At 56.4% G+C, this 12,793-nt stretch carries 15 protein-coding genes; 7 read left to right on the forward strand and 8 right to left on the reverse strand.

Going from position 1 to position 12,793, the window contains the following annotated elements:
• Nucleotides 1–67: 67 nt before the first annotated feature.
• Nucleotides 68–760, reverse strand: coding sequence for an LrgB family protein (locus tag N7220_RS02945; RefSeq protein WP_283149989.1), 693 nt, complete (start codon nucleotides 758–760; stop codon nucleotides 68–70).
• Nucleotides 753–1,214, reverse strand: coding sequence for a CidA/LrgA family protein (locus N7220_RS02950; RefSeq protein ID WP_283149990.1), 462 nt, complete (start codon nucleotides 1,212–1,214; stop codon nucleotides 753–755). Before N7220_RS02950 ends, N7220_RS02945 begins: the two co-directional genes overlap by 8 nt.
• A gap of 117 nt (nucleotides 1,215–1,331) precedes the next feature.
• Between N7220_RS02950 and N7220_RS02955 the strand changes: the two genes are divergently transcribed.
• On the forward strand, nucleotides 1,332–2,222 hold the full coding sequence (locus N7220_RS02955; RefSeq protein WP_283149991.1) for a LysR family transcriptional regulator: 891 nt from the start codon (nucleotides 1,332–1,334) through the stop codon (nucleotides 2,220–2,222).
• An 11-nt stretch (nucleotides 2,223–2,233) separates the two neighbouring features.
• Here N7220_RS02955 and N7220_RS02960 read toward each other — a convergent pair whose 3' ends face one another.
• Complete coding sequence (locus N7220_RS02960; RefSeq protein ID WP_283149992.1) at nucleotides 2,234–4,177, reverse strand: AsmA family protein; 1,944 nt, start codon at nucleotides 4,175–4,177, stop codon at nucleotides 2,234–2,236.
• A gap of 323 nt (nucleotides 4,178–4,500) precedes the next feature.
• On the opposite strand from N7220_RS02960, the gene N7220_RS02965 reads away from it, so the two are divergent.
• The 5 genes from N7220_RS02965 to N7220_RS02985 all read left to right on the forward strand — a co-directional run bounded on the left by N7220_RS02965 (nucleotide 4,501) and on the right by N7220_RS02985 (nucleotide 7,094).
• Nucleotides 4,501–4,659, forward strand: a complete 159-nt coding sequence (locus N7220_RS02965; protein WP_283149993.1) for a DUF3309 family protein — start codon at nucleotides 4,501–4,503, stop codon at nucleotides 4,657–4,659.
• An 83-nt stretch (nucleotides 4,660–4,742) separates the two neighbouring features.
• Nucleotides 4,743–5,162, forward strand: coding sequence for a hypothetical protein (locus tag N7220_RS02970; RefSeq protein WP_283149994.1), 420 nt, complete (start codon nucleotides 4,743–4,745; stop codon nucleotides 5,160–5,162).
• 300 nt (nucleotides 5,163–5,462) lie between these two features.
• The gene (locus N7220_RS02975; RefSeq protein ID WP_283149995.1) at nucleotides 5,463–5,888 is read left to right on the forward strand and encodes a PRC-barrel domain-containing protein; all 426 of its coding nucleotides are present in this window, start codon (nucleotides 5,463–5,465) and stop codon (nucleotides 5,886–5,888) included.
• A 307-nt stretch (nucleotides 5,889–6,195) separates the two neighbouring features.
• Nucleotides 6,196–6,831, forward strand: coding sequence for an AbiTii domain-containing protein (locus N7220_RS02980; RefSeq protein WP_283149996.1), 636 nt, complete (start codon nucleotides 6,196–6,198; stop codon nucleotides 6,829–6,831).
• A gap of 98 nt (nucleotides 6,832–6,929) precedes the next feature.
• Nucleotides 6,930–7,094: a DUF1328 domain-containing protein gene (locus N7220_RS02985; RefSeq protein ID WP_283149997.1), complete on the forward strand. Its 165-nt coding sequence runs from the start codon at nucleotides 6,930–6,932 to the stop codon at nucleotides 7,092–7,094.
• 161 nt (nucleotides 7,095–7,255) lie between these two features.
• Here the strand turns inward: N7220_RS02985 and N7220_RS02990 are convergent, their stop codons facing one another.
• The 5 genes from N7220_RS02990 to N7220_RS03010 form a co-directional block, all read right to left on the reverse strand.
• Nucleotides 7,256–7,852, reverse strand: coding sequence for a glutathione S-transferase (locus N7220_RS02990; RefSeq protein ID WP_283149998.1), 597 nt, complete (start codon nucleotides 7,850–7,852; stop codon nucleotides 7,256–7,258).
• A gap of 213 nt (nucleotides 7,853–8,065) precedes the next feature.
• Nucleotides 8,066–8,542 carry a BON domain-containing protein gene (locus N7220_RS02995; protein ID WP_283149999.1) on the reverse strand — a complete coding sequence of 159 codons (477 nt, stop codon included), beginning with the start codon at nucleotides 8,540–8,542 and terminating at the stop codon, nucleotides 8,066–8,068.
• Nucleotides 8,543–8,985: 443 nt separating this feature from the next.
• Entirely contained in the window at nucleotides 8,986–9,414 is a 429-nt protein-coding gene (locus tag N7220_RS03000; protein ID WP_283150000.1) for a response regulator, read from the reverse strand.
• A 323-nt stretch (nucleotides 9,415–9,737) separates the two neighbouring features.
• The gene (locus N7220_RS03005) at nucleotides 9,738–10,388 is read right to left on the reverse strand and encodes a response regulator (protein ID WP_283150001.1); all 651 of its coding nucleotides are present in this window, start codon (nucleotides 10,386–10,388) and stop codon (nucleotides 9,738–9,740) included.
• Between the two features lie 86 nt (nucleotides 10,389–10,474).
• On the reverse strand, nucleotides 10,475–11,014 hold the full coding sequence (locus N7220_RS03010) for a ferritin-like domain-containing protein (protein ID WP_283150002.1): 540 nt from the start codon (nucleotides 11,012–11,014) through the stop codon (nucleotides 10,475–10,477).
• A gap of 329 nt (nucleotides 11,015–11,343) precedes the next feature.
• On the opposite strand from N7220_RS03010, the gene N7220_RS03015 reads away from it, so the two are divergent.
• Nucleotides 11,344–12,768 carry a sensor histidine kinase gene (locus N7220_RS03015; protein WP_283150003.1) on the forward strand — a complete coding sequence of 475 codons (1,425 nt, stop codon included), beginning with the start codon at nucleotides 11,344–11,346 and terminating at the stop codon, nucleotides 12,766–12,768.
• The last annotated feature ends 25 nt before the right edge of the window (nucleotides 12,769–12,793 follow it).

The following is a 12,793-nucleotide window of genomic DNA, read 5'->3' on the forward strand; positions in this document are numbered from 1 at the left end:
CCCAGCGTGGTAGGTGAAAACAAATCACGCGCCAGAGATGCTTCCAGACTGCGTTATGGACGCGGGCCTAGAAAAACAATTTGCCGATCACCGGAGCGCCCAGCACGCTGATCAAACCGGCAATCATCATCACCAGGCTGGAGACTACGCCCTGCACTTCGCCAATCTGGCGGGCTTTGGCGGTACCGGCGCCATGGGCGGCGGCGCCAAAGATGGCACCGTGCGCAAGGCGGCTGCGCACCATTGGCAGGCAGGTCAGCACGGTTTCACCAATCGCCATGCCCAGCACGCCAGTGATGACCACAAACACTGCTGCCAAGTCCGCGGGGCCGCCAATTGAACGCGCGGCTTCAATGGCAAACGGTGTCGTCACTGAACGCACGGCCAGGCCTTTTTGCAGCATCACCGACAAGCCCAACCAGCGCGCCAGCAAGACAGAGGTGCTTACCGAAGTCACCACTGCGGCGAGCACGCCCGCAGAAATCGACAGCCAGTGTTTACGCACCATGTTGCGGTTGTCGTAAATGGGCAAAGCAAAAGCGATAGTGGCCGGGCCGAGCAGCCACATCAACCAGTGGGTATCAGCGATGTAGTCGTGGTACGGGATATCGGCCAGCAGCACAATGGCGATCAGCACCGCCGGGGTTGCCAGCAAAGGCATCAGGATCAGCCGCAGGCTTTTTTCATACAGCCGCTTGTTGGCGTAATACAAACCAACGGTGAGGATGAAACAGCCTGCAGCCAGCATTGAATCAGGCATGGTGATTACTCCGGCGGCGGGCCAGTTTGAGTTCCAGCCGATATACCTGATCCACCACCAGCGCGGTGACCACCATGACCGCCACGGTGCTCAGACCGATCACGGTACAGATGCGCCAGCCGTCGCTCAGAATCAGCGCCGGATAATTCACCACGGCCAGCACGGCCGGTACAAAGAACAGCAACATCTCGCCCAGCAGCCAGCTGGCGCCACGGCGAATCCAGCCCGTTTGCACTACGCCCGCAAACAGTAATGCAGCCATTGCGCCCAGCCCCAGCAAACTGGCTGGCAATGGCAGATCGAACCGGGCCTGCACCCAGGCCGCCACCAGCCACAACACCGACAACGCCACCACTTGCACTGCGACACAGCCAAAGGCGTAAAGCCGCGCGCCCAAGGCAGAGGCAGTCGAGGCGACTGGGGCTGACAGCAGCGGAGTTGAAGCGAGTTCCATGATGACGGGCACGGCGTAAAAAATTGAATAACGCCAGTATACGAAGCGTCTATCCAGACATAAAATGAATAATAATTATCCAATTCATTCCATTATGGAATGCATGGCGAGGCAAAGATGGATGTCCGTGCGTTGCGTTATTTTGTTGAGGTGGTACGCCAGCAAGGCTTTACCCGCGCGGCTGAAACCTTGTTTGTTACCCAGCCCACCGTCAGCAAAATGATCAAGCAGCTAGAGGATGAACTCGGCGGTCCATTGCTACTGCGTGAGGGTCGCAAAGTGCTGCTGACGGACGCCGGTAAAGTGGCCTACGCCAGGGCGCAATCGGTACTGGCTGAAGTAGCGCGCTTGCGCCAGGAAGTGGCCGAAGTCGATGGCATGGCACGCGGAGAACTGGCGGTGGGTATTCCACCCATGGCCGGGCGCTACTTTGCGCCGGTCATCGGGCGCTATCGCAAGCAATATCCCGGCGTGGCACTCCGGCTGCGCGAACAAGGTGGCCGGGCGCTGGAAGAAAGCGTGGTCAATGGCGAACTGGATCTGGGCGTCACCGTGCTGCCTGCCACCGTGCCCGGTCTGGCCACTTTGCCGGTCACCCGCCAGGCGTTGATGGTGGTTTATCCAGTGGTGCGGGCGCCGGTCAAAGCAAAACCGGTGGCACTGGCCGAGTTGGCCGCCCTGCCCTTCATCATGTACGAGGATGACTTCGTGCTGAATCACGTCATCATCCACGCCTGTGAAGCCGCCGGATTTACCCCGCAAATTGCCGGGCAAAGCCGTCATTGGGATTTCATTGGTGAACTGGTTGCCAACGATGTCGGCATCGCCATTTTGCCCGACCCCATCGCTCGCCAGCTCGATCCGGCCCGCGTAGTTTGCCGCCCGCTGGCCGATCCCGCGCTGGCTTGGGAACTAGGACTGGTATGGCGTCAGGATTATTTGTCGCGAGCGGCCCGCGCATGGCTAGAGTGCTGTGAAGAAGCTTTCGGTTATCCCGCACGCACATGATCGATGCTGTCTCAAGAATGCGGATGAGCCACCGGATTCTTTTTGGCGTTGGTGTCCGCCTGCTGCATCAACTGGGCACACGGCGAATCTTTGGCGGTCCCCACCTCAATCAGCGGCAGCAAGACCAGCGGTGGATAAACAAACGCCAGCGCCACTGCCGCGGCCGTGCGGCCCACGGGTTGTGGCAGTGACGGTTTCACCGACGGCTTTTTGAAAGTCCCGCCAATATCTATCGGTCCCCGCAAGGCCGCCAGGCTGATGTCTTTCGGATCAACCTTCAACGCCATATCCAGCTTTTCATCGCGAAAATTGATATTGCCCGAGCCGTTGATCACTTGCTTGTCGGTATCCAGCACAAACGTTTTGATAGTCGCATCACCATTTTGCGCGGATAAATCGGCCACCATGCAACGCACCGGCACCGGCTTGTCGCCGGTAAACAGAATGGGCAGCAGATTGGCCAGATCCAGATTGGTCAGGCGCAGCAACAGCTTGCTGATCTTGCCGCCATCCATGATCACCGCCACGTTGCCATTGGCCGAGCCCAGCATCTGCGCCACTGAATTACCCTGCATGGCCAGCCGCGCCTTGCCGCCGACCAAACCGGCGCTAGCCTGGCGACTTTCGCCCAAGGACGGAACAAGTTGTTCCAGCTGCAAATGGGCTGCGGTCATGTCGACACTGGTTTTAAGCGGCGTGGCACCGCTATCCATCTGCAATTGCGCCACCACATGACCACCGGCCACGCCCACATTAAGCGGGTCTAGCGTCAGTACGCCGTTGTTCAGCAAGAGATGAGTCTGGATGTTATCCAGCGGCAGACTGGCGTTCACGATTTGCGTGCCGCGAAACTTCACATCCGCATCAGCGATATTGAGTTTGTCCAGATTGAACGGGTTGCTGGGCAGTATGCGATCACCCTTGGGCGGCGCGGGCTGACCACTTTCCTGGCGCGCCCCGATAAAGCCGGAAAAATCGCGCAGATCGACGCGTCTGGAAGCCAGGTTGGCGGTAATGAACTTGGGCTTGCGGGCGAGATCAACAGCAAAATCGCCGCCCAGATCGCTGCTGCCCACCTTGCCGGCAAAACCCTGCAGCTTCCATACCTGGTTCTCATGTTGCAGATTGCCAGCCAGGCGATAAGGCGGCGTAGCGGGCAACGGCAATTTGAGGATCGGATAAAGCTGCGCCAGGCTTTGCCCAGACAGATTGAAGTTGATCGCCAGACCGCTCATTTGCAATGGGTTGGTGACCGTCCCTTTGGCGCTGAAGTGCGTCTTGTCGACGGAACCCATTACCTGCAAAGGATAAGGCTGTGTGGTATCGCGCAGGTTCAGCAAACCGCCGCCCACCGCCGTCACGTTGAAATCCAGCTTGCGAAAAGCGCCTTTGGCATCGACATTCACGGCGGCGGCTTTGCCCTGAACGCCATGGTCGGTGGCGACTTTGGCGGTAACGTCCGAACCTTCGGCATCCAGATAGTGGATTTGCCCATTTACTACATCCAGCTGCCCCAGTTTCACGCTGGGCGAGCTACTGGCACTGGCGGGTGATGACGCGGTGAGCTGGTCGAAATTCCAGTTGGCTTGCCCTTGGGCGTTTTGTTCCAGCAAAACATTGGGTTCGGTAATCACCACGCGCGGCAATTCGACTTGCCGATGCCACAGCGGGCGCAGTGGCAGATCGAACTCCAGCTTGCGCACAGTGGCCATGACCGGCGTTGTGCTCCAACTGGCGTTGGCCAGCTGCAAATCTTCTACGGTGATGGTGGGCTGCATGGAAAGATGCACATGTAAATCGCCCTTGATAACGAACTCGCGGCCCAGTTTTTGCGAAACCTGGCGTGCGATCGGGCCGCGCAGCATGTTCCACTGGAACAGATAAAGTGCCAGCGCGAACAGGGCGACGAGGGCCGCCAAGGTAGAGAGGACTATTTTTTTACGTTGTGTCGCCATAAAACGGGACTCTCACGTTAGAGGTTCTTATGACATGGCTATTTGCAGAAAGAACGAAAAGCGCATGATTGCATTATCGCATTGAGGCAGTACCGGGCTATCCGCGCACCGGCGGGTTGTCTTGCCAGACGTCACCTACAAACCAGCGCATCGCATTATGTAGGCATATTCCTGCAAATACCTGCGCGAGTTTGGCGATGGCATTGCGCCGCCCGCCGACATGACTGGCCAGACGACTGACGTATCTTTATGACGGGCAAGTTCACCGGGCAATTCATTAACGTTTTTCCGGTGGCTTGCGAACCTCTAATAAGGAGAACGTCATGTCACTTGGCCTGATTCTACTCATCGTGCTGTTGCTGATCGTCGTCGGCGCCCTACCCACCTGGCCGCATAGTCGTAACTGGGGTTATGGTCCCAGTGGTGGGGTTGGCTTACTGTTGATTGTGCTGATTGTGCTGCTGGTCGTTGGCGTGATTTAGCGTCGCTGCGGCTTTGTTCTTGTTCTTGTGTTGTCTGTTAATACTGCGCGCCCGGGCTGGCCTCGGGTCAAGGAGATGCGGCAATGACCATTCAGCGTAGCAACACCGAACAGCGCCATGATCGCAGCCAATTGATGCTGAACCTGCTGGCCGCAATGGCCTTGTCGCTGGCCATATTGCAGGCGTGGACATTGCTGGAAACAGTGGCCGATACCACGCGTAGCGTTCCCGCCACCGAAGCGGCAACCGGCCCGGCCACGGTGATGCGGGCAGCGCAAGCCCAAACACCCTGCCAGGCTCACAAAACGCGGGACGATAACTCCCTGCTGCAAGGTTATAGCGGCTATCTGCTGCTGGAACACGCCATCGCCGATGGCGATGTATTGAGCCAGCCACTGGCATGTGCGCCGGGCAAAACCATGTCAGCCAGATCGCCTGCCAGCCCGGTCAACTTCAATGACCAGCAGGAGATGATTCAACCCGAGGGCGTGAAGCTGATCTAAGCCGTGGCCACGCTCACGTGTTGTTCGGTGTGCCTCGTACCGCATCCAGGCGTTTCTCGGCAGGCTTCGTGCCAAATCCATCACCATCGCCCGGCGCAATTGCTCCGGGCGATTGCCATGTAGGAAGCTGTAGGCATGGGCTCATAGCCTGCCCTCCACAAAGCGTACGGTTTTCCAGACAAGCACCGACATTCCGTTTTTGCGCTGAAGTCCATGATGAGAAGCATCGAACGAGTCCATTACGTTCCGATGTCCGCGGTGCCCCACCGCAGCCCACGCATTATCACAGGAGTATTCATCATGACTTTGCCAGGCAACCAACCTCTCAATACGGACGTACGCTCCACCGGCCTGCCGCCAGTGACCCCGGGCTTTAGCACCCAGGTTATCGCTTCGCATGAAGTGGAAGGCTACAAAGTGGTCAATGAACAAGGCGAAAATCTGGGCAAGATTGACCAGTTTGTGCTCGATGTCAGTAACGGCAAAGTGGCCTATGCCGTGCTGTCGTTCGGCGGCTTTTTAGGCATGGGCGACAAACTGTTTGCCATTCCATGGTCAGCCTTGCAGCTGGACGAAACCAATAAAGAATTCGCCTTGATCGGTATCGACAAGGAAAGCCTGAAAAACGCCCCAGGCTTTGATAAAGACCACTGGCCGGCTTTTGCCGATGAGCAATGGGCCAGCAATCTGCATAGCTACTATCGCGCCGATCCGTACTGGCACTAAGCGTCTCAAGCCAGCTGCGTGATTGAATGCAGCCGCCCGACCCGCAAAGGTCCGGCGGCTGCATTCTTTTCAGCCTTCCTCCGCACGGATGTTATCCGCATAGACGCAGCTGCAATCACATTTACCGATGTCGGACACAACCTACAAGTGCTGCCCGCCCTGCCGACAGCATATCGCGTCAGCAGCCCGACATTTCTATGGCATAGCCAGCGCTAAGATGGCTTCACTGACAACGGTGAAACAAGGCGCATACAGCGCGAGATTCCCGGCCCTTTAACCCGCTCACCCCGCAAGAAGGTACAGAACGATGAACGAATGCAAAGCGATCCGGGATGCCTTGCTCAACCGCCGTGAAGACTTGATGAGCTTGCTGCTGCGCACGCGTCGGTTGGCCCAGGATACTGGTAACAACCGGGTGCGCGACTGGGCTGAACACGAACTCAATGGTTATCCGCAGCACCAAGCGTTGCCGGAATACCGTGAGATCCCCGCGCAATCGTTCGTCAAGTTGCAGGGCAATCAGCTGGTGATTGAGTCGATTCGCTTCCCGACCGAGTTTATTCCGGACGAGTTGCAAGAAGAACTTGGCGTCAGCCGCTTGTTTAATCCGGTTGCCGATTATTTGCCTTACCTGCAGGGCAAATACAAGGATGAACTGTGCGAAGTCTGGTATCGCGATCAACTGGCACAGATCAATGAAGCACAGCGTTTTATGCCAGGCATGGTTTGTCTGGCTGGCTGGAAAGCCATCCAGCGCAGCGCTATTTGCGAAATGGTGGCTTCTTGCCGCGATGAACTGTTGTTTGGCTTGAGTGAAATCGAATTTGGTCTGGGTCAGCGCGCGCCTGCCAGCGTGTCCAGTGCCTACACCAGCAAGCACAACATGCTGATGGTCGCGATCTCTGGCGGCGTAACGCAACAAGCGCAACGCCAATCTGCCTGAGCGCGCTGATAGCCCGTCAGGCAGGCGCTATCGATAGTTGTACCGGTTGCAGATGAATACCTGGCAGTTATTTTAATTTTCCGCAAAGGAGTAAAGCCATGCTGCACTACGCCGTAGTCTTCTTCATCATCGCCCTGATTGCCGGCTTGCTGGGTTTTACCGGCATTGCGGCAGGCGCCGCCGATATCGCGCGGATTTTGTTCTTCCTGTTCATTGTTATTTTTGTGGTCAGTATCGTGCTTGGCTTCTTGCGCGGGTGGTAGCGGTTCAGTAGCTGTTCGCGCAGTTGTTGCAGTACCGCCTGGATCAGGCGCTTGTTTCCCTCTCTTTGCCTCACTTCGACAACCGGATGCCTGTATTGGGTAATCCGGTTTTTTTTGGCTAACGTTCGAGGTTGCCCATCTTCTGCCTGGCTGGCGCGCGTTTACTTTTGCATAACCTGCGCAAACAACGCGCTGGCCAGTTGGTTATCCAGCCACGCAATCAAACGCGGATACGGCGATTGATAGAACCAGGTTTTATCGACATGGGCAAACTGGCGCACAAACGGGAATGCGGCCATATCGACCAGCCCGGGTTTGTCTCCAGCCAGCCAGTCTTGCCGTTGCAACCGTTGCTCCAGCTGCTGTAAGTAGAGTTCGCCCTGCTCGCGGTAATACACGGCGCTGTGCTCTGGATACCGTTCCGGATATTTGTAGCGGTCCAGATAAAACTTGAAGCTGCCATCGTTCTGCGCGATCAGCTCTTGCGCCGCCACAGACCAGCCCTCCCCCTGCAGCCAACCTTCTGGATCAGCCAGACTCAGCGCCCACAACATGATGTCCAGGCTTTGCTCCAGCACCGTGCCATCGGGTAGCTGCAGTACAGGCACCGTGCCTTTGGGTGAACACGCCAGCATGGCGGCGGGTTTGTCGCGTAGCACCACCTCATGCAGCTGGACCGGTACGCCACTGACAGCGATGGCCAGCCGTGCACGAATGGCATACGGGCAACGGCGGAAGGTATACAGAAGAGGAATCACGGCAGGCAGGCCAGGAGCGCAAAGAATGGATGGCGATTATCGCTCTATCCGCCAAGGCCGCCAATTGGCGGGCGACGAAACCGGCCTGGCCCGTCACATAGAAAACGCCAGCGCATATAGCCCCAGGGGAAAGGCATGCGCTGGCGTGTAAACAGTTAAACCGCAGGTATTGCGGGTGCTACAGAAGAGTAATCAGCTCAACTTGGTTGGAATTTAGTTGGATTTGACCGTGGTGTTATCCACCACCGAGGTCACACCCTCAACACCAGAAACCACGGTCTTGATTTCGCTGTGCTTGGCTTCGTTATCTACCGTGCCAGCAAGCGTAACCACACCGCCCGTGGTCGCCACGTTCAGAGCCAGTGTGCTCAAGCCAGCATCTTGTGCCAGCGCAGCTTTAACCTTGGTGGTGATGGCGGCGTCGTCCAGCTTGGCACCCGCCACTGCAGATTTATCCGAAACGTTATCAGCCGCTGCCGAAGCCGCAGCCTTGATGTCAGATGCAGCATCCTGCAACTTGGCACTGGCCGTATCGGTCGTGGTAGCGGCGGCACTACTCACAGAAGAGGCCACGCTGGATGCGGACATTTCGGTGCTGTCATCATGACGCTGGCAACCGGCCAACACGCCGGACAACAACAATGCACCGGCAAGCAGAGTCAAACTGGTTCGGGTTCGCGAATAAGGCATGAGAACACTCCTTTAGTCAGGACTTAACATGAAAGCGATACGCAAAGCCTGAGCGCCTGAGGCAAGTAACGGCTTCGCCGGGGCGCTCACGGCGGGTTGACCAATCTGCGGTGGTCATCAACGGGCGGGCGCTTAATGGAAGAAAAGATAAAACAGCAATAACAATGAGAACGGGACGCCCAGAACCCATGCAACCAGATATTTGGCCATTGCGATCACCTTGATGTTTTGCTTCGGTGATTACACTTTATGGCAGCCGACGCGGCCTGGCTGTCTGTGCCGCCCTGATTGCGCTGTAGGGTGGCTTGCGCGGCTGATGTGAGATTGTTCTTACATATCAGCCGGTTTATTGCGGCGGCAAGCTCAGTGGCAGCGCACACAACAATGCCACCCTATGTAGCGGAGCAATGTTGTTTGTACCCACCGCCCGTTTCCGGGTGCGCTCAAATCGCCGGATTCGGCGACTTTGGAGCAATGTTTTCGATAGTTTGCACCGCCTCGGAAAAATGCATGGACTTGTCGAAGAAGTGCTCAACACCCAGCATACGTGCGCGTCGCTCGTACAAGCTGAAAGCGTGGTTGGTCAGTACCACGCGCACCGGCGGCGTCGGGTCGTTGTTTTTGATGTAGGACAAAACATCAAAACCGGTCCCTTCAAGTAGTTCCAGATCAATAACCGCCAGATCAAAGCTTTGCTGCTGCAAGGCGGCAATGGCGTCTTTAGCCGTTGCGGCAAATGCGGTAAACACCACGTGGCCAGAGCTACCCAGGGCTTCCACCAAGGCCTCACGGATCAATACCGAATCCTCGACCAGCAAAGCGGTCACTGTGGGTCTGTCTTGCGGGGGGATATTTGATGGATCTGTATTCATTTTACGTCTCGGGCTGCTGGCTCTTGCGATTGCTTTTGTCGACAGGCCCATACCCTGACGGCATCTCTTGTCGTGCTGGCAGACAGCTTGCTGGTGCGCCATACGCGCTTGCTGGTCGGTGACCCATACTCGTTTTCAAACGGCATCCCCTTTACTGGGCTGCAGGCATACAGCGCCCGCAACCTCATGGCCGCGTGGAACATCCAACAATTTCAACCCACCATTACGCTACAACGAAGGCTTTGACATGAATGGTAATCAGCGTCACGTTTTTACACTCGGACTGACAACCGGTTAGTACGAACTCCGTCGTTTCCCGTGAGCTAGTTGATCAACTCGTTCTTGATAGCGTAATAGGTCAAATCAGCGTTGGTTTTTAGATTCATTTTCTCCAGCACGCGGGCACGGTAAGTACTGACCGTTTTCACGCTCAGAAACAGTTCATTGGCGATGTCGGTGGGCGATTTGCCGCTGGCCAGCTTGTAAAACACCTGGAACTCGCGTTCTGACAATGTCTCGTGCATGCGCTTGTCGCTAGGCTTGATCAGCTCGTTGGCCAGCAGATCAGCCAGCTCAACCGACACATAACGACGCCCGTTGCAAATGGTGCGGATCGCCTTGATGATCTCGGCCGGATCAGCATCTTTGGATAAATAACCGCGGCAACCGGAACGGATCAGATTGAGCGCGTACAGTTCTTCGGCGTAACCGCTCAGGATAAGCACCGAAAGCTCTGGCTTGATGCGCTGCATATCGCGCAGGGTATCCACGCCGTTTTTATCCGGCATGGAAATATCCAGCAGCACGATGTCGAAGTCCTGTTTACGGATCAGCTGCAGCGCTTCCATGCCGGAACCTGCTTCACCTGTCACTTCCAGGTCATCCTCAAGCTCAATCAGCGAGCGCATACCCGACCTGACAATGCCGTGATCGTCGACTAACAGAATGCGTCTTTTGTTTGTGCTATTCACCATGGTTTTTGCTGGAACGATGCCCGCATCGCCCACTGCCTCTCTATTTTATTGATCAGGGTGATTGTGCTCTGGAAGTTGACTGGCCGTTACTGCGTCTTGACCAGCCAGTCTGACAACTCGTCGGCGTGCTCTTCTTCTACCGCCAGAATATCTTCCAGCACGCGGCGGGTGGTCGGATCTTTATCGCCAATAAAACGCACCATTTCACGGTACACATCGATGGCGATCCGCTCGGCCACCAGGTTCTCGCGAATCATTTCTTGCAAGGTGGAGACGACCACGTAATCAGAATGTGCGCGCTCAGCCAGTCCCTTGGGGGAGAAATCCGGCAAACCGCCCAGTTGTACAATGCGCTGCGCCAGCTTGTCGGCATGACCCAGTTCTTCTTCGGCATGCACGGCAAATTCTTCGGCAATGGCCTCAGATTGCACACCTTTGGCCGCGTAGTGATGCAGCTTGTAACGCAAGACACAGACCAGTTCGGTCGCCAGCGCTTCGTTGAGCAAACGGATTATGGTACCAACGTCCCCTTTATAGCTGGACGTCTGCGCGCCATCGGCGACGTTCTTGCGCGCTTTTTCGCGGATTTCACCAATATCGAGTACAAAATCATCGGTTTGGGACATGGTTGGCTCCAAAGCGAACGGATCAGGCTTCACCTCTGCGCAGCAGGTCTGCAGGGCTGGTCGGCACGCTGTGATATAAAGAAGTTGATGAATGACACCGGTCGCTGTGGGCTCGCCTGGGGCGTAACTTGAGCGGGCTGGCAATCCAGTCACGATTTGAATTTGCTTGTCCCCACTATAGGCAGGTCAGGCTTGTCTCCCTATGCGGGCAGCACTGAAGCTGATGTCGGTGTATTCCTACAACAATTAACGGCAGCAAGCGGGCCGGATTTCTCCGGCACAACGGGCATGATGCGGTCTTGGCCCACGTTCAGGAATTGAGCTTATCCATGAAAAACATGCTGCATAAACTGGCACGCAATCTCAAGGCGTTGGGCTGGAAGCTGCAAGCTGGTTTGTTATTGGCCATTCTGGTGCCCATCTTGACGGCCATTCTGTCTGACGTGTGGATCAGCCAGGCCGAAGAAGACAATCAGGCCATTGTGGCCACGCATGGCCGTATTCTGGCGTTGCACGAATTGCAGACCATGCTGCTGTCAGCGGAATCCGCACAGCGCGGGTTTCTGGTCAATGGCGAACTGCAATACCAAATGGCCTACGATCAGACTCTGCCTAAAATCCGGCAACTGGCCGGGCAACTGGTTGATCGCTATGCCAACGTCGCCCCAGCCGGCCCGGATCGTGATGCGCGTCAGGTGCAGCAATTGTCGGTGGAGATTGGCGAAAAGCTGGCTGAAATGGATATCGGCGTCGGCTACGCCCGCAATGGCGATATCGAACGTGCACGCGAGCTGGTCAACACCAATCGCGGGTTTGAACTGGCCGGATCTATCAGTCGCCGTATCGACGCCCTGTTAGACGCAGAAGACAAAGCATTGAATTGGGAACGCCAGAACCGGCAGCGCGTGGTGTTTTACGTGCGACTGGCCGTCGCCAGCGCCTGGGTGCTGGTTTTGCTGCTTGAAGCAGGTTTGCTGCTGCTGTTATCCAGCTTGCTGGCAAACAAGAGCCAGCAGGCACGCGAAATGACTGAACGTCATGCGCAACTGGATGCCAAGGTCAATGAACACACCACCCTGCTCAAACAACTGGCGATGGATTACCAGCTTGGGGTGGAGCGCGAGCGGGCCAAGCTGGCGCGCGAGTTGCATGATGAACTGGGCTCCATTCTGACAGCCACCAAAATGGATATCTCGTGGGTGCAGCGCGAATTGCGCGATTCAATGCCAGCGGTGAGCGAAAAGTTGAACAAGACCACGCGCAATCTGGATCAAGGCATCCAGTTCAAACGCCGAGTGGTGCAAGAACTGCATCCGTCACTGCTATCTACTTTCGGGCTGATTGCGTCCGTGCGTTCATTGGCAGAAGAAGCTGCGCAACGCAGTGACTGGCAACTGGAACTGGCTTTGCCCGACGAAGAAACCAGTATCGACGATACATTGTCGTTGATCGTCTATCGCATTGTGCAGGAAACGCTGAACAATGCCGCCAAATATGCCAAAGCCAAGACCATCTCCATCAGCTTGATGGTCGACGACGAGCACATCAAACTGGAACTGGAAGACGACGGCATCGGGTTTAACCTGGACGATCTACCAGCGGAAACCCATGGTTTGCAAGGCATCCGCCACCGCGCCACCGCCATTGGTGGCAAGGTGGACTTCACCAGCCAGCCTGGCGAGGGTCTATTTACCCGCGTGTTACTGCCGCGGCGTTTCAACAAAGAAAAACAGCACCCGAAGGTGCTGTCCTGATGTCCATAGTGGCCGGAGCGTAGCC

This window comes from Silvimonas soli (assembly GCF_030035605.1).
GTDB classification, from domain to species: domain Bacteria; phylum Pseudomonadota; class Gammaproteobacteria; order Burkholderiales; family Chitinibacteraceae; genus Silvimonas; species Silvimonas soli.